General features: G+C 68.5%; 19 protein-coding genes. 16 read left to right on the top strand and 3 right to left on the bottom strand.

The window, feature by feature from the left end:
- Positions 1–21: 21 nt before the first annotated feature.
- From aroQ to U4Z31_RS22000, 3 genes are all read right to left on the bottom strand, one after another.
- The gene (gene aroQ, locus U4Z31_RS22010) at positions 22–474 is read right to left on the bottom strand and encodes a type II 3-dehydroquinate dehydratase (RefSeq protein WP_040143361.1); all 453 of its coding nucleotides are present in this window, start codon (positions 472–474) and stop codon (positions 22–24) included.
- A 194-nt stretch (positions 475–668) separates the two neighbouring features.
- A complete protein-coding gene (locus tag U4Z31_RS22005; protein ID WP_124488238.1) occupies positions 669–1,223 on the bottom strand; it encodes a TlpA family protein disulfide reductase in 555 nt (184 codons plus the stop codon).
- Positions 1,224–1,230: 7 nt separating this feature from the next.
- A complete protein-coding gene (locus tag U4Z31_RS22000; protein ID WP_321811377.1) occupies positions 1,231–1,875 on the bottom strand; it encodes a UDP-N-acetylmuramate--alanine ligase in 645 nt (214 codons plus the stop codon).
- Between the two features lie 232 nt (positions 1,876–2,107).
- Here U4Z31_RS22000 and mpl point away from each other — a divergent pair, with 232 nt between their 5' ends.
- From mpl to U4Z31_RS21920, 16 genes are all read left to right on the top strand, one after another.
- A complete protein-coding gene (mpl, locus tag U4Z31_RS21995; RefSeq protein ID WP_059689100.1) occupies positions 2,108–3,493 on the top strand; it encodes a UDP-N-acetylmuramate:L-alanyl-gamma-D-glutamyl-meso-diaminopimelate ligase in 1,386 nt (461 codons plus the stop codon).
- Entirely contained in the window at positions 3,490–4,059 is a 570-nt protein-coding gene (locus U4Z31_RS21990) for a YqiA/YcfP family alpha/beta fold hydrolase (RefSeq protein ID WP_044844196.1), read from the top strand. Before mpl ends, U4Z31_RS21990 begins: the two co-directional genes overlap by 4 nt.
- 81 nt (positions 4,060–4,140) lie before the next feature.
- A complete protein-coding gene (locus tag U4Z31_RS21985; protein ID WP_321811376.1) occupies positions 4,141–6,240 on the top strand; it encodes an RNB domain-containing ribonuclease in 2,100 nt (699 codons plus the stop codon).
- Positions 6,237–7,103, top strand: coding sequence for a shikimate dehydrogenase (aroE, locus tag U4Z31_RS21980; protein ID WP_321811375.1), 867 nt, complete (start codon positions 6,237–6,239; stop codon positions 7,101–7,103). The genes U4Z31_RS21985 and aroE overlap by 4 nt, the downstream gene beginning before the upstream one ends.
- A gap of 14 nt (positions 7,104–7,117) precedes the next feature.
- The gene (gene mtgA, locus U4Z31_RS21975; RefSeq protein WP_124892853.1) at positions 7,118–7,855 is read left to right on the top strand and encodes a monofunctional biosynthetic peptidoglycan transglycosylase; all 738 of its coding nucleotides are present in this window, start codon (positions 7,118–7,120) and stop codon (positions 7,853–7,855) included.
- 428 nt (positions 7,856–8,283) lie between these two features.
- A complete protein-coding gene (locus tag U4Z31_RS21970; protein WP_044844192.1) occupies positions 8,284–9,894 on the top strand; it encodes a S10 family peptidase in 1,611 nt (536 codons plus the stop codon).
- Positions 9,895–9,978: 84 nt separating this feature from the next.
- The gene (locus U4Z31_RS21965) at positions 9,979–10,383 is read left to right on the top strand and encodes a hypothetical protein (protein ID WP_044844191.1); all 405 of its coding nucleotides are present in this window, start codon (positions 9,979–9,981) and stop codon (positions 10,381–10,383) included.
- 347 nt (positions 10,384–10,730) lie between these two features.
- On the top strand, positions 10,731–11,630 hold the full coding sequence (locus U4Z31_RS21960; RefSeq protein ID WP_044844190.1) for an IclR family transcriptional regulator: 900 nt from the start codon (positions 10,731–10,733) through the stop codon (positions 11,628–11,630).
- Complete coding sequence (locus U4Z31_RS21955) at positions 11,627–12,652, top strand: 2-dehydro-3-deoxygalactonokinase (RefSeq protein ID WP_044844189.1); 1,026 nt, start codon at positions 11,627–11,629, stop codon at positions 12,650–12,652. The genes U4Z31_RS21960 and U4Z31_RS21955 overlap by 4 nt, the downstream gene beginning before the upstream one ends.
- 22 nt (positions 12,653–12,674) lie before the next feature.
- A complete protein-coding gene (locus U4Z31_RS21950) occupies positions 12,675–13,352 on the top strand; it encodes a 2-dehydro-3-deoxy-6-phosphogalactonate aldolase (RefSeq protein WP_321811374.1) in 678 nt (225 codons plus the stop codon).
- The gene (locus U4Z31_RS21945; protein WP_124520043.1) at positions 13,352–14,131 is read left to right on the top strand and encodes an SDR family oxidoreductase; all 780 of its coding nucleotides are present in this window, start codon (positions 13,352–13,354) and stop codon (positions 14,129–14,131) included. The genes U4Z31_RS21950 and U4Z31_RS21945 overlap by 1 nt, the downstream gene beginning before the upstream one ends.
- A gap of 102 nt (positions 14,132–14,233) precedes the next feature.
- Positions 14,234–15,229, top strand: coding sequence for an arabinose ABC transporter substrate-binding protein (locus tag U4Z31_RS21940; RefSeq protein ID WP_257768646.1), 996 nt, complete (start codon positions 14,234–14,236; stop codon positions 15,227–15,229).
- 67 nt (positions 15,230–15,296) lie between these two features.
- Complete coding sequence (gene araG / locus U4Z31_RS21935) at positions 15,297–16,817, top strand: L-arabinose ABC transporter ATP-binding protein AraG (RefSeq protein ID WP_044844186.1); 1,521 nt, start codon at positions 15,297–15,299, stop codon at positions 16,815–16,817.
- A gap of 80 nt (positions 16,818–16,897) precedes the next feature.
- Positions 16,898–17,914 carry an L-arabinose ABC transporter permease AraH gene (gene araH / locus U4Z31_RS21930; protein WP_044844185.1) on the top strand — a complete coding sequence of 339 codons (1,017 nt, stop codon included), beginning with the start codon at positions 16,898–16,900 and terminating at the stop codon, positions 17,912–17,914.
- 23 nt (positions 17,915–17,937) lie between these two features.
- Positions 17,938–18,753, top strand: coding sequence for an SDR family oxidoreductase (locus U4Z31_RS21925; RefSeq protein WP_321811373.1), 816 nt, complete (start codon positions 17,938–17,940; stop codon positions 18,751–18,753).
- A gap of 74 nt (positions 18,754–18,827) precedes the next feature.
- Entirely contained in the window at positions 18,828–19,892 is a 1,065-nt protein-coding gene (locus U4Z31_RS21920; RefSeq protein WP_321811372.1) for an aldose 1-epimerase, read from the top strand.
- The last annotated feature ends 36 nt before the right edge of the window (positions 19,893–19,928 follow it).

The following is a 19,928-nucleotide window of genomic DNA, read 5'->3' as shown; positions in this document are numbered from 1 at the left end:
CGCTGAATCTAGATCGCGAAATCAGCCGCGCGACGCGCCTTGCAGCTTGTCCAGCGCGTACTCGAGCGCGTACAGATAACCTTTCCAGCCGAGCCCGCAGATCACGCCTTCGGCCTGGTCGGAAAAGTAGGAGTGATGCCTGAACGCTTCGCGGCGGTGCACGTTCGACAGGTGAACCTCGACGAACGGGATGCCGACGCCGGCGATCGCGTCCCGGATCGCGACGCTCGTGTGCGTATACGCGGCGGGATTGATCAGGATGAAATCGGTCTGTTCCTCCCGCGCGGCCTGAATGCGGTCGACGAGCGCGCCTTCATGGTTGCTCTGGAACGACGACAGTTCGGCGCCGGCTTCCTGGGCTCGCGCGGCAAGCGCCTGATCGATCTGCGCGAGCGTGACGCGGCCGTACACCTCCGGTTCCCGGGTGCCGAGAAGGTTCAGGTTGGGGCCGTGCAGCACCAGCAATCGTGTCATGGTCGCTTCTATTTCTGCGGAATTGCGCGAACTTTAGCGCTATTTAGAGAAATTTGTCTAGTTTTGCCGAACGGCCGAGCGCGTTGGACCTGCAAGAATTACCGGTGCGGCTGCAAAGTATCAGCGAATTCACGTGAAATTGCGGCGATCGACGTACAAATCGCCGCCAACGTGCTGGCCGCCGTTCAGGGCGATCACAACGCGTCGAGGGTCTTTTTCAGCTCGGCCGGTTGGATTTGTCCTAATTTTGTCTCGCGAATCTTGCCGGTTTCGTCGATGACGACCGTAAACGGCAGCGCGCCGGCGGTATTTCCAAAATTACGGGCCAGATCGGCGCCCGCATAACCGCTGACGAAAACCGGATAGTCGACCTTCACCTTCTGCAGAAAGTTCTTCACGTTCTGGTCGGAATCGACGCCGATCCCGATGAAGCGGATGCCTTTCTGCTTGTATTGGTGCGACAGCGCGACGAGCTCCGGCATCTCCTCGACGCACGGGCCGCACCACGACGCCCAGAAATTGACCACGACCTTCTGGCCCTTGAAGGAAGCGAGCGACGCCGGCTTGCCGTCGACGCCGGTCAGCGACGCGGCCCACAGCTGGTCGACCGGGCTGCCCTGCGCAGCGGGCGCGGCGACGGCGACGCCGTCATCGGCGCTGCCGCCGCGGAACCAGTGGCCGGCGGCGAGCCCGCCGGCGACGGCGGCGGCCGCGACCACCGCGAGCGGCAACATGCGTTTCATCATCATCGTTGAATCATTCCGGTTCGGAAGGGGCGTTGCTGGCTTCGACGAGCGCACGCAATGCGGCGGCGTCCGCGCGGGCGATCCGGCCGCGCGCGTCCGCCTTGACCGCGCCGCGCAGGTCGTCGCTCGCGTAGAGCGCGACATGAATGCCGATCGCGTCCACGTCGCGCCGCGGGCGCCACAGGAAGCTGAGCGTCTCGACGTCGGCGCGACCGGCGAAATGCCGCGTCTCGGACACGTCGTACTGAACGTTCTGGTTCAGCAGGTAGATCGCGACGTCCTTCGGGTTGTCGGTGAATATCTGCAAATGGATGTCCGAATGCGCGTTCGCGGTGCCGTTCAGCACCGCGCCCGTCACGTACGGATTGAACTCGGCGAGCCGGCGCATCCAGTCGAGCGCGATCTCGCGCAGGCGGCGCAGTTCGTCCGGCTGCGTGTCGCTCTGGAACAGGGCGAGGTACTCGCGCAGTTCTTCCTCGATCAGGTCGTTATCCGGCAGCCATTCGCCGGCAACGCGCGTATCGCCGAACAGCTGGCGCGCGGCCTTGCGTTTCGCGCTGGCGTAATCGAGGCCGTCCTCCGCGATCAGGCGGGCGGCGGACTGGGCGATTTCCTCGCGGGCGCGCCGCGGGTCGACAAGAGGTTTGCGAGACATGATCCGGCAATCATACTCGATCGCGCGGCGGCCGAACGCGGTGCGGCCGCGCGTCGCCTGCCGTGCCGCGCGGCGTCCGGATCCGTCGTTCGGGCCGCCGGGCACGGCGGGCCGTCAGTTACAATGACGGTCTTTGTGTCGCGGCGAAAGTCGTTGGCCGGGCGGCCCGTCCGGCGTGCCGCAGACCATCTTTCCGAATCGACGGCGCCCGGCGGCGCGAAAGCATTCATCTATGCACATCCACATTCTTGGCATCTGCGGCACCTTCATGGGCGGTCTCGCCGTGCTCGCGCGCGAGGCCGGCCACACGGTGACGGGTTGCGACGCGGGCGTCTATCCGCCGATGAGCACGCAGCTCGAGGCGCAGGGCATCACGCTGATCGAGGGCTACGGCGCCGAGCAGATCGACCTGAAGCCCGACCTGTTCGTGATCGGCAACGTCGTCACGCGCGGCAACCCGCTGATGGAGGCGATCCTCGATCGCGGCCTGCCTTATGTATCCGGCCCGCAATGGCTCGGCGAACACGTGCTGGCAGGCAAGTGGGTGCTGGCGGTCGCGGGCACGCACGGCAAGACGACCACGTCGTCGATGCTCGCGTGGCTGCTCGAAGATGCCGGCCTGAACCCGGGCTTCCTGATCGGCGGCGTGCCGCTGAACTTCGGCGTGTCGGCGCGGCTGACCGATTCGAGCTTCTTCGTGATCGAGGCCGACGAATACGACACGGCGTTCTTCGACAAGCGCTCGAAGTTCGTCCATTACCGGCCGCGCACCGCGGTGCTCAACAATCTCGAATTCGATCACGCCGACATCTTCCCGGATCTCGCCGCGATCGAAACGCAATTCCATCATCTCGTGCGCACCGTGCCGGGCGTCGGCCGGATCGTGACCAACGGCCGCTCGGACGCGCTCGAGCGCGTGCTCGCGCGCGGCTGCTGGAGCGAGGTCGAGCGCTTCGGCGTCGATGGCGGCTGGCAGGCGCTGCCGGCCGAGGACGGCGTGCCGGTCGACGAACGCTTCGCCGTGTATTCGCAGGCCGAGCGTGTCGGTGAGGTCGCGTGGCAGGTGCAGGGCGACCACAACCGGATGAACGCGCTCGCGGCGATCGCCGCCGCCCGCCACGTCGGCGTGCCGCCCGCGCAGGCGGCCGAATCGCTCGCATCGTTTCGCAACGTGAAGCGGCGCATGGAAGTGCGCGGCAGCGTGGATGGGGTAACCGTCTACGACGACTTCGCGCACCATCCGACCGCGATCGAAACCACGATCGCCGGCCTTCGTGCACGCATCGGCCGCCAAAACTCCCGTATTCTCGCTGTGCTCGAGCCGCGTTCGAACACGATGAAGCTCGGCGTGATGAAGGCGCAACTGCCGGCCAGTCTCGCCGACGCCGACCTGGTGTTCGGCTACGGCGCGCCGACCGGGCGCGACGCGCTCGGCTGGAATCTCGGCGACGCGCTCGCGCCGCTCGGCGACAAGGCCCGCGCGTTCGACGATCTCCATCTCCTGGTGAAGTCGGTCGTCGAGGCCGCGCGCCCGGGCGACCACGTACTCGTGATGAGCAACGGCGGCTTCGGCGGCGTGCACCAGAAGCTGCTCGACGCGCTCGGGAGCCGCGCGTGATCCTGTACCTGCACGGGTTCCGGTCGTCGCCGGAGTCGCAGAAGTCGCGGCTCCTCGCCGCGCGCATGGCCGAGCTCGGCCGCACGCCCGAATGGCGCTGTCCGTCGCTGTCGGTGTCGCCGCTCGAGGCGATCGCCGTCGCGGAAGCCGCGGTGGCCGGGGTGCGCGACGTGACGGTGATCGGCAGCTCGCTCGGCGGCTACTACGCGACCTGGCTCGCCGAAAAGCACGGCTGGAAGGCGGTGCTGCTGAATCCGGCGATCGTGCCGCAGCGCGACCTCGAGCAGCATCTGGGCGAACAGCCGCTGTGGCACGGCGGCGGCTCGATCGTCGTCGAACGCCATCACCTGCAGGAGCTCGATGCGCTGCGCGTGCCGGCGATTTCGCGGCCCGAACGCTACTATCTGTTCGCGGCGACGGGCGACGAAGTGCTGGACTACCGCGAGATGCTCGCCCACTACCCGGGCGCGAAAACGCGCGTGATCGAAGGCAGCGACCACGGAATCAGCGAATTTGCCGACTATGTCGACGACGTTCTCGCCTTTTGCGACGACCGAACGTCATGAACCCGGCGTCATGCCGATCGAATTCCCATCATCATGCGGCGCCGCCGATGCGGCGCCCGGCAGTCTGAACGAGAGTACTGAGTGAACGTTTTCTTCGAGGAATCGGGCAGTTTCAAGGCGGGCAGCGTGCTGTCGCGCCAGGGCGACGCGTTTCAAGTCGAGTTGCCCGGCGGGCGGCGGGCGAAGGTGCGCGCGAAAGACGTGCTGATCGAATTCGAGAAGCCGGCCGCGAGCGAGCTGATGCAGGAAGCCGACACGGCCGCGCAGCAGATCGACCTGGATTTCCTGTGGGAATGCGCGCCGGCCGACGAATTCGCGTATACGGCGCTGGCCGCGGAATACTTCGGCGCGACCTACGGTCCGGTCGAGCGCGCGGCGCTGGTGCTGCGGCTGCACGGCTCGCCCGTCTACTTCCGCCGCAAGGGGCGCGGCCAGTATCAGCGCGCGCCGGAAGAGCAGCTCAAGATGGCGCTCGCGTCGCTCGAGCGCAAGCGCCAGCAGGCGCTCGTCCAGGCGCAGTACGAAGAGGAGCTGAAGGCCGGCAAGCTGCCGGAAGCGTTCGCGGGCAAGGTGCTCGGGCTGCTCACGCGGCCGGACAAGAACGCGATCGAATACAAGGCGATGGAAGCGGCGGCCGGCGCGCGCGGCGTGTCGCCGGCGCGGCTGATGCTCGACTGCGGCGGCATCGCGTCGCCGCGTGCGCTGCACGAGGCGCGCTTCCTCGCGGAATTCTTCCCGCACGGCACCGGCTTCCCGGCCGTCACGGTCGGCCCGCTGCCGGACGACCTGCCGCGCGCGGACGTCGAGGCGTTCTCGATCGACGACATCACGACGACCGAAATCGACGACGCGTTCTCGGTCGAGCACCTGTCCGACGGTCGCGTGCGGATCGGCGTGCACATCGCGGCGCCGGCGCTCGGCATCGTGCGCGGCGACGCGGTCGACGCGATCGCGCGCGCGCGCCTGTCGACCGTCTACATGCCGGGCGACAAGATCACGATGCTGCCGGACGACGTGGTCGACGTGTTCACGCTGAAGGAAGGCGACTACCGCCCGGCGCTGTCGCTGTACATCATCGTCAACCGCGAGACGCAGGAGATCGTCGCGAACGAGACGCGCGCCGAACTCGTGTTCGTGAAGAACAACCTGCGCCACAACACGCTCGACGAGCTCGTCAACGAAGAGACGCTCGCCGCCGGCACCGGCGACTATCCGCACAAGGACGACATCGCCGTGCTGTGGCCGCTCGCGCAGGCGCTGTTCGAGAAGCGTCAGGTCGCGCGCGCGGGCTACGGCCTGAAGCGCGAAGTGCAGCGCAACACCGACTACAACTTCTACGTCGAAGGCGAGCACGTGACGATCACGCCGCGCCGCCGCGGCTCGCCGCTCGACCTGATCGTGTCGGAGCTCGCGATCCTCGCGAACTCGACGTGGGGCGCGTTCCTGCACGATCACACGGTGCCCGGCATCTATCGCTCGCAGCGCGGCTTCGGCGCGCCGGGCCCGAAGCGCACGCGGATGCAGACGACGGCCGCGCCGCACGAAGGCCTCGGTGTCGCGCAATACGCGTGGAGCACGTCGCCGCTGCGCCGTTACGTCGACCTCGTGAACCAGTGGCAACTGCTGGCATGCGTGCAGCACGGCGTCACCGCGAAGCTCGCCGCGCCGTTCAAGCCGAAGGACGCCGACCTGTACGCGGTCGTGCAGGGCTTCGACGACACCTATACCGCGTACGCCGACTACCAGCGCCGGATGGAGTACTTCTGGTGCCTGCGCTGGCTCGCGCAGGAGCAGAAGAAGCAGGTCGTCGCGAGCGTCGTGAAGGGCGACCTGGTGCGCCTCGAGGAAATTCCGCTGCTGCTGCACGTGCCGGGGCTCGGCGTGCATGCGCGCGGCACGCGCGTGCTGCTCGACGTGATGTCGCTCGACGAGCTGACGATCGAGGCGTCGGTGCGGCTGCTTAACGTGCTCGACGCGCCGACCGTGACGAGCGGCGACGCGGCCGACGACGAAGACGAGAACGAAGGCGGCGACGACACGCTGGTCGATGCGCAGGACGCGTCGGCGCAAGCCGAGGCTGAAGCACTGGCCGAAGCGGACGGCGCGACGGCCGCGGGCGACGAGGCCGCGAGCGGCAACAGCCAGGAAAGCGCGGCAAGCGAAGAGGGGCGCGCATCATGAACGCAGCCGCGTCGACGAGCGGCGCCGACCGCTATGTGGTGTTCGGCAACCCGGTGGCGCACAGCAAGTCGCCGTTCATCCACGCGCAGTTCGCCGCGCAGACGGGCGAGGCGATCGTCTACGAGCACCGGCTCGCGCCGGTCGACGGCTTCGAGGCCGCCGTGCGCGCGTTCATCGCCGAAGGCGGACGCGGTGCGAACGTGACGGTGCCGTTCAAGCTCGACGCGCATGCGCTCGCCGACACGCTGTCGCCGCGCGCGGCGGCGGCGGGCGCGGTGAACACGCTGCGCATCGATGCCGACGGCGGCATCTACGGCGACAACACGGACGGCGTCGGCCTCGTGCGCGACATCGAATCGAATCTCGGCGTGTCGCTCGCGGGCGCGCGCATCCTGCTGCTCGGCGCGGGCGGCGCGGCGCGTGGCGTCGTGCTGCCCATGCTCGAGCGCGCGCCGCTGTCGATCACGATCGTGAACCGCACCGCGAGCAAGGCCGAGGCGCTCGTCGGCCAGTTCACGCAGGCCGCGCACGATGCGGGCTGCGTACTGTCGGGCGGCGGCCCGGACGCCGTGCGGCCCGAGCCGTACGACGTGATCGTCAACGCGACGGCAGGCAGCCTCGATGCGGCGCTGCCGGCGTGCGACGCGGCCGCGTTCGGCGCGGGCACGCTCGCGTACGACATGATGTACGGCGCGCAGCCGACGGTGTTCATGCAGCATGCGGCGTCGCTCGGCGCGCGCACGGCCGACGGGCTCGGGATGCTGGTCGAGCAGGCGGCCGAATCGTTCTTCATCTGGCGCGGCGTGCGGCCGGACGGCGCACCGGTGCTGGCCGCGCTGCGCCAGGCGCTCGCGGCGGCCTGAGCAGGGCGCGGCACGTGGTGGCGGTCAGCGGCACGCAGCGCACGCGCACGGTCGGCGCGACGCGCTGGCTCGTCTATGCGGGTTCGGTGTTCGCGGGCGCATGGCTCGCGACGCAGCTGTTCTATCTCGTGCAGATCGCCGCGTGGTCGTTCATCAATCCCGGCTCGACCGCGTTCATGCGGACCGACGCATGGTGGCTGTCGCGCGACAACCCGCCCGCGCGGATCCAGCACCAGTGGGTGCCGTACGACCAGATCTCGCGCAACCTGAAGCGCGCGCTGATCGCGTCGGAGGATTCGACCTTCGCGACCAACAACGGCTACGACGTCGACGCGATCCTGCAGGCATGGGAGAAGAACAAGGCGCGCGGCCGGATCGTCGCGGGCGGTTCGACGATCACCCAGCAGCTCGCGCGCAACCTGTTCCTGTCGCGCGAGAAGAGCTACATCCGCAAGGGGCAGGAGCTGATCATCACGTGGATGCTCGAGACGGTGCTCGACAAGGAGCGGATCTTCGAGATCTACCTGAATTCGGTCGAATGGGGCCGCGGCGTGTACGGCGCCGAGGCCGCCGCCCGTTATTACTACAGGATTCCCGCGAGCCGGCTCGGCGCGTGGCAGTCGGCGCGCCTCGCGGTGATGCTGCCGAAGCCGCGCTGGTTCGACGCGCACCGCGGCTCGGCCTACCAGGCGCAGCGCGCGGCCGTCATTGCCCGCCGGATGGGCGCGGCCGAACTTCCGCAATCGCAGTGAGCGGCGCACCCGCGCCGTTGCATTGTCCGTTCCGTCGCCGGCGCGCTATTGGTGCACTGCAGCGCATTCGTGATGCCCGCATTTCGGGCCGCATCCATTAGACGAATTCGTCTATTTCACTTTGCTGAGCAATGCCCGCACGCGCGGAATTTTGTTTGTCGATATGGCACGAAATCCGCGTGATTTTTAGTGCTCCGGAGTAAACACGAAAGCAATCGAAAGGCGACTGAAAAGCGACGGTTCGCGAATCGAAGCATTCCTGAAAGGTGTGCACTGCACCGGCCATCGATCGAATATTTCCAAATTTTTCAAAGCCGACCCGCTCGCGTATATTGGCCGGCGCCTCGGCTTATCGGCCGCAATCGAGGCGGGGGGCGGCTCACCCGGCTGCTCGACACAAAAAAACATTCGAGAGAAGGAAAGCAACGATGCCAGCGAGCAAAGCGAAGCTGTGGTTGGGAGTTGTGTTCTCTTCGCTGATTCTGACGGCCTGCAACGACGACGTGACCCCGTCCTCGGCAGCAGGTACCGACAATTCAGCCGATCCCGCCGCCCAGGTGGACAGGCCGTACAACGATCCCAACAGTTATTCATCGAGCGCGACCGCATCGCTCGACGCGTCCGCCGCGGTCGAAAAGGCCGCCGTCACCCATCACCAGATCACGCTGAACGGCAAGACGATTCGCTACACGGCCACCGCCGGCCATCTCGTCGCGCGCAATCCGCAGACGGGCGCGCCCGAAGCCTCGTTCTTCTACATCGCGTACACCGCGGACAACCAGCCCGCGGCGAAGCGGCCCGTCACGTTCCTGTACAACGGCGGCCCCGGTTCCGCATCGGTGTGGCTGCATCTCGGCTCGTTCGGTCCGAAGCGGATCCAGACGGGCGACCCGAACGCGAATGCCTCGACGTTCCCGTTCGTCGACAACGCGGAAAGCCTGCTCGATACGACCGACCTCGTGTTCGTCGATGCGATCGGCACCGGCTTCTCGGAGGCGATCGCGCCGAACACGAACCAGACGTTCTGGGGTGTCGACCAGGACGGCGGCGCGTTCCGCGACTTCGTGACGCGCTACATCGCCGTGAACCGGCGCAACGATTCGCCGAAATACCTGTTCGGCGAGTCGTACGGCACGCCGCGCACCGACGTGCTCGCGAACCTGCTCGAGACGGCCGGTGTGAAGCTCGACGGCATCGTGCTGCAGTCGTCGATCCTGAACTACAACGCGAACTGCGACATGGCGAGCGACTATGTCGGCAACTCGAACAACGGGGCGAGCCCGGTGAGCTGCGCGGGCTTCGTGCCGTCCTACGGCACCGTCGGCGCGTACTACCAGCTCGACAATCCGAACCCGTCGAGCCTGCCGCAGTACGCGGACCAGATGCGCCAGTTGACGGCCGGCAGCTACACGCCCGCCGTGAACGCCTATCTCGCGAGCCACACGCCGCCTCCGCCTGCGCTCGTCACGACGATGGTGAATTCGACCGGCGTGAAGCAGTCGCTTTGGAATGCTGACTTCAACGTGGTCCCGACCTTCTTCGACAACAGCTTCCAGGTGGCGCTGATCCCGGGCACGCTGATCGGCCGCTACGACGCACGCGTGAACGTGCCGTCGTCGAGCCCGCTCGCGGCGGACGGGGACCCGTCGAGCACGTTCATCACGAAGCCGTTCACCGACACGATCGGCAGCTACCTGCCGAACGTGCTGAAGTACAGCGCGCAGTCGGCGTATTCGCTCAGCAGCAATGCGATCGAGACCTGGGACTGGACGCACGACGGCCTCGCGATGCCCGACACGATTCCCGATCTCGCGGCGGCGCTGACGTTGAATCCGTCGCTGAAGGTGCTGTCGCTGAACGGGTATCACGACATCGCGACGCCGTTCTACCAGACCGAGCTCGACCTCGCGCGGCTCGGCACGCAACCGAACCTGACGATCAAGGACTATCAGGGTGGACATATGGTCTATCTCGACGATACGTCGCGTCCGCAGGAGAAAGCCGACCTCGTGACTTTCTACAACGCGGCCGCGCACTGATGCGATGTGCGGGCCTGGCGACGCGCGCCCGCGGCGGCGCCGTTCGCCGGCCGTCGACGACCTCATTCCAGACTGGAGCCTGACATGAAGAAACGTTTCATCGTCGTTGCCGCGGCGCTCGCATGCGCCGGGGTTGCAGCATCCGCATCGGTGTCCGCGTTCGCGCAGGCGAGCGACGCCGCCACCCCGGCGCGCGCGCGCCAGGCGCAGCTCGGCGATCCATACGTGCCGCCGGCCGCGCGCAAGCCGACCGCCGGCACGCAGACGACGGGCGCCGCGCTGCACGCGCAGGTGGTGCGAAAGCTCGCGCGGCAGTTCGGCGCGGCCGACACGCAGAACACCGGCTCGATCACCGAAGCGCAGGCGCGCGCGGCCGGCCTCGGCTACGTCGCGAACCACTTCCGGCAGATCGACGCGAACGGTAGCGGCCGCGTGTCGTTCTCCGACGTGCAGCGCTACATGCAGGCGCGCAGCACGAACCAGCAGTAAGCGCGCGGCGCGCGGATAACGGGGGCGGGACCCGCAACGTGTCGGGTTCCGCCCCCGTGCGCATGGCGCGGCAGTTCCGCGCCGAATGCCGCGGCTTCCGTCGCTTTTCTCATTATCTGGACAATGCACTCAAATATTGGAGGCGAGTGCGTGCGCTCCTACAATCCGAAGCACATCGACAGCTTCGGACCCACGCATCGCGCGGCGCCCGACGCACACGGAGACACCTTCCATGACGTTCGCCGGGCGCTTTCCTCGGTGCATCGACCGCCGCGTTGCCGCGACGCCGGACTTCGTTCCGGCCTCGCGACAGCGGCTAGACCGATTCCGCTGAAGAAGCCCGTTCCATGACCAAGATGCCCGATACCCTTGCTCTCGACGCCCGGCGCGCGACGCCGGACGATGCGCCGCTGACCGACAGCATCGGCGCGACCAGCACGCCGCTCGACCTCGCCGCGCAGCAGGCCGGCACGCAGACGCTGCTGCGCGGCCTCGCGATCCTCGAAGCGATCGCGAACGGCGCGCGCGACATGCGTGCGATCGGCGCCGCGCTCGGCACGACGCGCAGCACGACGCACCGTCTCGTCAGCAGCCTCGTGCAGGCGCGCTACCTGCGCCAGGTGCAGGGCGGCTACCTGCTCGGCCCGAAGCTGATCGAACTCGGCACGATCGCGCTCGAGCAGATGCCGCTCACGGCGGTTGCACGGCCGCACCTCGAGGCGCTCGCCGAAGCGACGCTCGACACGATCCACCTCGGCGTGCGCGACGGCGACGACGTGCTGTACATCGACAAGATTCCCGGCACGCGCGGCCTCGAGATGCGTTCGCGCGTCGGCCACCGGATGCCGCTCGCGTCGACCGGCATCGGCAAGGCGATGATGCTCGACCTCGATCCGGACCGGTGGCGCTCGCTGTTCGAAGCCGCGCGGCGCGCGCTGGCCGGCGTCAATTTCAAGCCGGACAACCGGCCCGAGACGAGCGCGTTCCTGCAGCGCATGGCGCATTACGCGGCCGGCGGCTACACGTTCGACCTCGAGGAAAACGAAGCGTCGATCCGCTGCGTGGCCGCGCCGATCCGCGACGCGTCGGGTGCGATCGTCGCCGCCGTATCGGTCGCGAGCACGATCCCGTACATGCCACACGACCGGATGGACGAACTGATTCCGCTCGTGCAGCGCGAAGCGCGAGCCATTTCCGCGGAACTGGGCTGGAGCCCGCCGCAGGGTACCCGCAGGATCAAACGATGACCCATTCGACCCGGACCGCTCCGGACGCCAACTCCGCCGCCCCGTCGCTGATCGCGCTCGACTGGGGCACGACGTCGCTGCGCGCGTATCTGTTCGACGCGCACGGCGCGCTGCTCGACACGCGCAGCCGCGCGGCAGGCGTGATGCACGTGCCGGCCGGCGGCGCGCGTGCCTTCGACGTCGTGTTCGAGGAAGCGTGCGGCGACTGGCTCGACCGCGCGCCGGGCGTGCCGGTGCTGGCGGCCGGGATGGTCGGCAGCGCGCAGGGCTGGCGCGAGGCGCCGTACGTCGCGGTGCCGGCCGGCGCCGACGCGCTCGTCGCGGGGCTCGTCACGGTGACGACGGCGCGCGGCACGACGGTGTCGATCGTGCCGGGCGTGATCGCGACGGGCGAATTGCCCGACGTGATGCGCGGCGAAGAAACGCAGATATTCGGCGCACTCGCGAACGATCCCATGCTTGATGCCGATCGTTCAGGGGTACTGATCGGCTTGCCGGGCACGCATGCGAAGTGGGCATGGGTGAAGGACGGGCTCATCGAGCGCTTCCAGACTTTCATGACGGGCGAGCTGTTCGCGGCGCTGCGCGATCACACGATCCTCGGCCGCACGATGCGCGCGAGCGCGTCGCCAGATCGCGCGGCGTTCGCGCGCGGTGTCGCGGTGGCCCGCGGCGCGCAGCGCGCGGGGCTGCTCGCGACGATCTTCAGCACGCGCACGCTCGGCCTGACCGACCGGCTCGCGCCCGATGCGCAGGGCGACTATCTGTCCGGGCTGCTGATCGGCCATGAGCTGAACGCGCTCGACGCGATGCTCGCGGAGCGCGGTGTCGCGCTCGCGAACCAGCCGCTGCTGCTGATCGGCGACGACGGATTGTGCGCGCGCTACGTCGACGCGCTGAGCGTATTCGGCTGCACGCATGCACGCGTCGTCGCACAGGCGACCGAGCGCGGCTTGTGGTGGATCGCGTCGCGTGCCGGACTCGTGCGCGCGGACGGCGAACCCGTCTGCGCCGACCAATGAACCGATTGAAGAGGAACCGCCAATGTCGTCCGACCTTACGCTGCCCGCGCCGTACACGCCGCACGCCGCGCTGATGCGCGCGTTTGACGCGTGCCCGCTGATCGCGATCATGCGCGGCATCGCGCCCGCGGAAGCTGTCGACCACGGCCTTGCGCTGCATGAAGCCGGCTTCCGGATCGTCGAGGTGCCGCTCAACTCGCCCGATCCGTTCGGCAGCATCGCGGCGCTGCGCCGCGCGCTGCCCGACGACATGATCGTCGGCGCGGGCACCGTGCTGCGCGCCGAATTCGTCGACCGCGTGCAGGACGCGGGCGGCACGCTGATCGTGATGCCGCACAGCGACGCGGCGGTGATCCGCCGCGCGCGCGAGCGCGGGCTCGCGAGCGCACCGGGCGTCGCGACGCCGACCGAGGCGTTCGCCGCGCTCGCGAACGGCGCCGACGTGCTGAAGATGTTCCCGGCCGAGCAGCTCGGCGTGCCCGTCGTGAAGGCGTGGCGCGCGGTGATCGACCGCGCGGTGCCGCTGCTTCCGGTCGGCGGGATTACGCCGGACAACATGCAGCCGTTCCTCGCGGCAGGCGCCAACGGCTTCGGCCTGGGTTCGGCGCTGTACCGGCCCGGTCAGTCGGCGGACACGACCGCGGCGAACGCATGCGCGTTCCAGGCCGGCCTGCGCGCGGCGCGCGGCGGAGCCGCATGATGGAACGCCTCGCGGGCAAGGTCGCGATGGTGACGGGCGCGGGCCGCGGGATCGGCGCCGCGATCGCGCAGGCGTTCGCGCGCGAGGGCGCGGCCGTCGCGCTCGTCGACCTCGACTTCGCGCAGGCGCAGCGCACGGCCGCGGCGATCACCGACGACATCGACGGCGCGCGCGTGCTGGCGCTGCATGCGGACGTCGCGCGGCAGGACTCGGTACGCGACGCGCTCGCGCAGACCGAAGCGGCTTTCGGCCCGCTCGACGTGCTGGTGAACAACGCGGGCATCAACGTGTTCGCCGATCCGCTGACGATGACGGACGACGACTGGCGCCGCTGCTTCGCGGTCGACCTCGACGGCGTGTGGCACGGCTGCCGCGCGGCGCTGCCGGGCATGGTCGAGCGCGGCCGCGGCAGCATCGTCAACATCGCGTCGACGCATGCGTTCCGGATCATCCCGGGCTGCTTTCCGTACCCGGTCGCGAAGCACGGCGTGCTGGGCCTCACGCGTGCGCTCGGCATCGAATACGCGGCGCGCAACGTGCGCGTGAACGCGATCGCGCCCGGCTACATCGAGACGCAGCTCACGCGCGACTGGTGGGATGCGCAGGCCGACCCGGCCGCGGCGCGCGCCGAGACGCTCGCGCTGCAGCCGATGAAACGGATCGGCAAACCGGAGGAAGTCGCGATGACGGCCGTGTTCCTCGCGTCCGACGAGGCGCCGTTCATCAATGCCGCGTGCATCACCGTCGACGGCGGGCGCGCGGCGCTGTACCACGATTGACGCAACGATTCGACAGACCGCACGTGCGACGGCCGCGCGCACGCTGCGTCGAAACCAACAAGCGGCTGCATTCCGTTCGATGAAGACAAGGAGACACTGGAGATGAAACGCAGAACGTTCGTAACGCTGGCCGCCGCGGCCGCGGTGGTGATGGGAAGCCCGGTGGCGCACGCGGCCGACCCGGTCAAGATCGGCTTCCTCGTGAAGCAGCCGGAAGAGCCGTGGTTCCAGGACGAATGGAAGTTCGCCGAGATCGCGGCGAAGGACAAGGGCTTCACGCTCGTGAAGATCGGTGCGCCGTCGGGCGAGAAGGTGATGAGCGCGATCGACAACCTGTCCGCGCAGAAGGCGCAGGGCTTCATCATCTGCACGCCTGACGTGAAGCTCGGGCCGGGCATCGTCGCGAAGGCGAAGTCGCACAACCTGAAGATGATGACGGTCGACGACCGCCTCGTCGACGGCGCGGGCAAGCCGATCGAGGCGGTGCCGCACATGGGGATCTCCGCGTACAACATCGGCAAGCAGGTCGGCGACGGCATCGCGGCCGAGATCAAGAAGCGCGGCTGGAACATGAAGGAGGTCGGCGCGATCGACATCACCTACGAGCAGCTGCCGACCGCGCACGACCGCACGAGCGGCGCGACCGATGCGCTGGTGGCCGCGGGCTTTCCGAAGGCGAACGTGATCGCGGCGCCGCAGGCGAAGACCGATACCGAGAACGCGTTCAACGCGGCGAACATCGCGCTCACCAAGAACCCGCAGTTCAAGCACTGGGTCGCCTACGGCCTGAACGACGAGGCCGTGCTCGGCGCGGTGCGCGCGGCCGAAGGGCGCGGCTTCAAGGCGGACAACATGATCGGCATCGGCATCGGCGGTTCCGATTCGGCGTTGAACGAGTTCAAGAAGCCGCAGCCGACGGGCTTCTACGGCACCGTGATCATCAGCCCGAAGCGCCACGGCGAGGAAACCTCCGAGCTGATGTACACGTGGATCACGCAGGGCAAGGCGCCGGCGCCGCTCACGCTGACCACCGGCATGCTCGCGACGCGCGACAACGTGTCGAAGGTACGCGAGGAGATGGGGCTTGCCTCGAAGTAAGCGGCACGCCGGTCGCCGCGGTGATGCGGCGGCCGGCGATCGATGGATCTGCAAGTAGGGAGACGACGTGTCAGCGGCACTGCGTTTTGACAATATCGGCAAGGTATTTCCCGGCGTGCGCGCACTCGACGGCATCTCGTTCGACGTGCACGCGGGCGAGGTGCATGGCCTGATGGGCGAGAACGGCGCGGGCAAGTCGACGCTGCTGAAGATTCTCGGCGGCGAATACCAGCCCGATGCGGGCAGCGTGCTGGTCGACGGCCAGCCCGTGCATTTCTCGAGTGCGGCCGCGTCGATCGCGGCCGGCATCGCGGTGATTCACCAGGAGCTGCAGTACGTGCCCGACCTGACGGTCGCGGAGAACCTGCTGCTCGGCCGCCTGCCGAATGCGCTCGGCTGGGTGAGGAAGGGCGAGGCGAAGCGCCACGTGCGCGAGCGGCTCGCGGCGATGGGCGTCGATCTCGATCCGGATGCGAAGCTCGGCCGGCTGTCGATCGCGCAGCGGCAGATGGTCGAGATCTGCAAGGCGCTGATGCGCAATGCGCGCGTGATCGCGCTCGACGAGCCGACGAGCTCGCTGTCGCATCGCGAGACCGAGGTGCTGTTCAAGCTCGTCGACGACCTGCGCGCGCAGGGCCGCGCGCTGATCTACATCTCGCACCGGATGGACGAGATCTACCGGCTGTGCGATGCGTGCACGATCTTTCGCGACGGGCGCAAGATCGCGTCGCACGAATCGCTCGCCGACGTGCCGCGCGAGCGGCTGGTCGCCGAGATGGTCGGGCGCGAAATTTCGGATATCTACCATTACGCGCCGCGCGCGCTCGGCGACGTGCGGTTGTCGGCCGAAGGCGTCGATGGTCCGGCGCTGCGCGAACCCGCGAGCTTCTCGGTGCGCGCGGGCGAGATCGTCGGGTTCTTCGGCCTCGTCGGCGCGGGACGCAGCGAACTGATGCGGCTCGTGTACGGCGCCGACCGCCGGCGCGCGGGCACGCTGACGCTCGACGGCCGGCGTATCGACGTGAAGCGCACCGGCGACGCGATCCGTCACGGCATCGTGCTGTGTCCGGAAGACCGCAAGGAGGAAGGGATCATCGCGATGGCGTCGGTCGCGGAGAACATCAACATCAGCTGCCGCCGTCATTCGCTGCGCGCGGGCCTGTTCATCGACCGCAAGACCGAAAGCGAAACGGCCGACCGCTTCATCCAGCGGCTGAAGATCAAGACGCCGAACCGGCGGCAGAAGATCCGCTTCCTGTCGGGCGGCAACCAGCAGAAGGCGATCCTGTCGCGCTGGCTCGCGGAGCCCGACCTGAAGGTCGTGATCCTCGACGAGCCGACGCGCGGCATCGACGTCGGCGCGAAGCACGAGATCTACGACGTGATCTACCGGCTCGCGGAGCGCGGCTGCGCGATCGTGATGGTGTCGTCGGAGCTGCCGGAAGTGCTCGGCGTGTCCGACCGCATCGTCGTGATGCGCGAAGGCCGCATCGCGGGCGAGCTGCCGCGCGAACGGGCGAACGAGCATGCGGTGCTGAGCCTCGCGCTGCCGCAGACGAGCGTCGTCGAGGCGGCTGACGCAGTGTGAGGTCGCCGCGGGCGACGCAGGACATTCGAATCGATCACGCGCGGCGCGGGCCGCGCGATGCAGGAGCAGGAGACACAACCATGCAAGTCAGGGAAAACCTCGCCAGCGCAGCCGTGAAGCCGTCGGCCGACGCGCTGGTACCGCAGCAGAGCGACCGCCAGAAGTGGTGGCAGCACCTCACCGAATACAGCCTCATCGCGATCTTCGCGGTGATGTTCTTGACGATGTCGCTGACGGTCGATCACTTCTTCTCGATCGACAACATGCTCGGCCTCGCGCTGTCGATCTCGCAGATCGGGATGGTCGCGTGCACGATGATGTTCTGTCTGGCGTCGCGCGACTTCGACCTGTCGATCGGCTCGACCGTCGCGTTCTCGGGCGTGCTGTGCGCGATGGTGCTGAACGCGACCGACAACACGTTCGTCGCGATCGTCGCGGCGGTCGCGGCCGGCGCCGCGATCGGCTTCGTGAACGGCGCGGTGATCGCGTACCTGCGCATCAACGCGCTGATCACGACGCTCGCGACGATGGAAATCGTGCGCGGGCTCGGCTTCATCGTGTCGAAGGGGCAGGCGGTCGGCGTGTCGTCGGATACCTTCATCGCGCTCGGCGGGCTCACGCTCTTCGGTGTATCGCTGCCGATCTGGGTCACGCTGCTGTGCTTCATCGTGTTCGGCGTGCTGCTGAACCAGACCGTGTACGGCCGCAACACGCTCGCGATCGGCGGCAACCCCGAGGCGTCGCGTCTCGCGGGGATCAACGTCGAACGCACGCGCGTGTACATCTTCCTGATCCAGGGCGCGGTGACGGCGCTCGCCGGCGTGATCCTCGCATCGCGCATCACGTCGGGCCAGCCGAACGCCGCGCAGGGCTTCGAGCTGAACGTGATCTCCGCGTGCGTGCTCGGCGGCGTGTCGCTGATGGGCGGCCGCGCGACGATCTCGGGCGTCGTGATCGGCGTGCTGATCATGGGCACCGTCGAGAACGTGATGAACCTGCTGAACATCGACGCGTTCTACCAGTACCTGGTGCGCGGCGCGATCCTGCTCGCGGCCGTGCTGCTCGACCAGCTGAAGAACCGCGGCGTACGCGACTGACCGATTCCACGGAGACGATTCGCATGACCATCGAAACTTCCGCGCCGGATCCGCGCGCCGCGAGCGACGCGCGTTATGCGCGCTACCCGAGCCTCGAGGATCGCGCGGTGCTGATCACGGGCGGCGCGACCGGCATCGGCGCGGCGTTCGTCGAGCACTTCGCGCGGCAGGGTGCGCGCGTGGCGTTCGTCGATCTCGACGCACAGGCGGGCCAGGCGCTCGCGGAAAGCCTCGCGCAGGCGCCGGACCTGCGCCACGCGCCGCTGTTCCTGCCGTGCGACCTGACCGACGTCGACGCGTTGCGCCGCACGATCGACGCGATCCGCGCACGGATCGGCGCGATCGCGGTGCTCGTGAACAACGCGGCGAACGACACGCGCCACGCGATCGGCGACGTGACGCCCGCGTCGTTCGACGCGGGCATCGCGGTGAACCTGCGCCACCAGTTCTTCGCCGCGCAGGCGGTGATCGACGACATGAAGCAGCGCGGCAGCGGTGCGATCATCAATCTCGGCTCGATCAGCTGGATGCTGAAGAACGGCGGCTATCCCGTCTACGTGATGGCGAAGGCCGCCGTGCAGGGCCTCACCCGCGGGCTCGCGCGCGATCTCGGCCCGTTCGGGATCCGCGTGAATTCGCTGGTGCCCGGCTGGGTGATGACCGACAAGCAGCGCAGGCTGTGGCTCGACGACGCGGGCCGGGCGGCGATCAAGGCCGGCCAGTGCATCGACGCCGAGCTGCTGCCGGACGATCTCGCCCGGATGGCGCTGTTTCTCGCGGCCGACGACAGCCGGATGATCACCGCGCAGGACGTGGTGGTCGACGGCGGCTGGGCCTGATTGCCGATGTCCGTGTTCGCGCGGCACCGCGCGACGATCCGTATCGCTTCATCGACGAAGCAAAGGAGTTCACCATGACCGCCACGTCTTCGCGCGCAGCGTCGTCGTCCACGAGCCAGTCGCGCCGTGCGCGCCTGGCTGCCGCCGCGCAGCCGGTCAGCGCCGGCCCGCAGACCGCCACGTTCGCGCAGGGCGTCGGCGCCGCGCATGCGGCGGCCGTCACGCTGTCGAACGCGGCGCTGCGGCTCGACGTGCTGCCCCACCTCGGCGGCGGCATCGCGCGCTTCGACTGGCGCGGCGACCACGGTGCGCTGGTGCCGGTGTTCCGACGCTGCGAACACCCGGAGACGGCGACGGACCCGAACGCACTCGCGTGCTATCCGCTGCTGCCGTATTCGAACCGGATCGGCAACGGCCGCTTCGAATGCGACGGGCGCAGCGTCGCGGTGCCGCGCAACCGCCGCGACGAGCCGCTGCCGATCCACGGCGACGGCTGGCTCGCGCCGTGGCAGGTGGACGATGCGACCGACACCACGCTGCAGCTGTCGCTCGATCGCGCGAGCGGCGCGCCGTACGCGTTTCGTGCGATCCAGTCGTTCGCGCTCGACGACACGACGCTGTCGATCGCGCTGACGATCGAGAACGCGGGGCGCGCACGGCTGCCGTTCGGGCTCGGCTTGCACCCGTTCCTGGTGCGCGACGACGCGACCGAGCTGGCCGCGGCCGCGGGCGGCCTGTGGCTGTCGGGCGCGGATTTCCTGCCGGTGCGGCACGTGTGCGTGCCGCCGGCCTGGCAGTTCGGCGTCGCGTATCCGTTGCCGGCGACGCTCGTCAATCACGCGTTCACCGGCTGGGGCGGCCACGCGACGGTGAGCTGGCCGCGCCGCGGGCTGTTGCTGACGATCGCGGCCGACGCCGATGCGTACGTGCTCTATACGCCGCCCGGCGAGCCGTTCTTCTGCTTCGAGCCGGTCGATCATCCGATCAATGCGGTGAACCTGCCGGGCGGCGCGGCCGCGCACGGGATGACGCTGCTCGCGCCGGGCGAGCGGCTCACGCGGCGTTTCGCGTTCACCGTCGAGCGGGCCGATGCACGGGTCGACGCCGCCGTGCGCGAAGGCCGCCGGCGACGCGGGTAAAATACGCGGTCTATCAACGGTTTGCCGCGAGTATCC

Origin of the sequence: Burkholderia sp. BCC1985 (genome assembly GCF_905339915.1) — a bacterium.
In the GTDB taxonomy this organism is placed as follows: Bacteria; Pseudomonadota; Gammaproteobacteria; order Burkholderiales; family Burkholderiaceae; genus Burkholderia.
The sequence above is the reverse complement of the archived record's forward strand: the minus strand, read 5'-3'. Positions and strand labels throughout refer to the sequence as shown.

What these genes read in the sequence shown, in the direction of transcription:
- aroQ (WP_040143361.1), bottom strand. Translation starts at nt 474, where the DNA reads ATGACACGATTGCTGGTGCTGCACGGCCCCAACCTGAACCTTCTCGGC.
- U4Z31_RS22005 (WP_124488238.1), bottom strand. Translation starts at nt 1,223, where the DNA reads ATGATGATGAAACGCATGTTGCCGCTCGCGGTGGTCGCGGCCGCCGCC.
- U4Z31_RS22000 (WP_321811377.1), bottom strand. Translation starts at nt 1,875, where the DNA reads ATGTCTCGCAAACCTCTTGTCGACCCGCGGCGCGCCCGCGAGGAAATC.
- mpl (WP_059689100.1), top strand. Translation starts at nt 2,108, where the DNA reads ATGCACATCCACATTCTTGGCATCTGCGGCACCTTCATGGGCGGTCTC.
- aroE (WP_321811375.1), top strand. Translation starts at nt 6,237, where the DNA reads ATGAACGCAGCCGCGTCGACGAGCGGCGCCGACCGCTATGTGGTGTTC.
- U4Z31_RS21970 (WP_044844192.1), top strand. Translation starts at nt 8,284, where the DNA reads ATGCCAGCGAGCAAAGCGAAGCTGTGGTTGGGAGTTGTGTTCTCTTCG.
- U4Z31_RS21965 (WP_044844191.1), top strand. Translation starts at nt 9,979, where the DNA reads ATGAAGAAACGTTTCATCGTCGTTGCCGCGGCGCTCGCATGCGCCGGG.
- U4Z31_RS21960 (WP_044844190.1), top strand. Translation starts at nt 10,731, where the DNA reads ATGACCAAGATGCCCGATACCCTTGCTCTCGACGCCCGGCGCGCGACG.
- U4Z31_RS21955 (WP_044844189.1), top strand. Translation starts at nt 11,627, where the DNA reads ATGACCCATTCGACCCGGACCGCTCCGGACGCCAACTCCGCCGCCCCG.
- U4Z31_RS21950 (WP_321811374.1), top strand. Translation starts at nt 12,675, where the DNA reads ATGTCGTCCGACCTTACGCTGCCCGCGCCGTACACGCCGCACGCCGCG.
- U4Z31_RS21945 (WP_124520043.1), top strand. Translation starts at nt 13,352, where the DNA reads ATGGAACGCCTCGCGGGCAAGGTCGCGATGGTGACGGGCGCGGGCCGC.
- U4Z31_RS21940 (WP_257768646.1), top strand. Translation starts at nt 14,234, where the DNA reads ATGAAACGCAGAACGTTCGTAACGCTGGCCGCCGCGGCCGCGGTGGTG.
- araH (WP_044844185.1), top strand. Translation starts at nt 16,898, where the DNA reads ATGCAAGTCAGGGAAAACCTCGCCAGCGCAGCCGTGAAGCCGTCGGCC.
- U4Z31_RS21925 (WP_321811373.1), top strand. Translation starts at nt 17,938, where the DNA reads ATGACCATCGAAACTTCCGCGCCGGATCCGCGCGCCGCGAGCGACGCG.
- U4Z31_RS21920 (WP_321811372.1), top strand. Translation starts at nt 18,828, where the DNA reads ATGACCGCCACGTCTTCGCGCGCAGCGTCGTCGTCCACGAGCCAGTCG.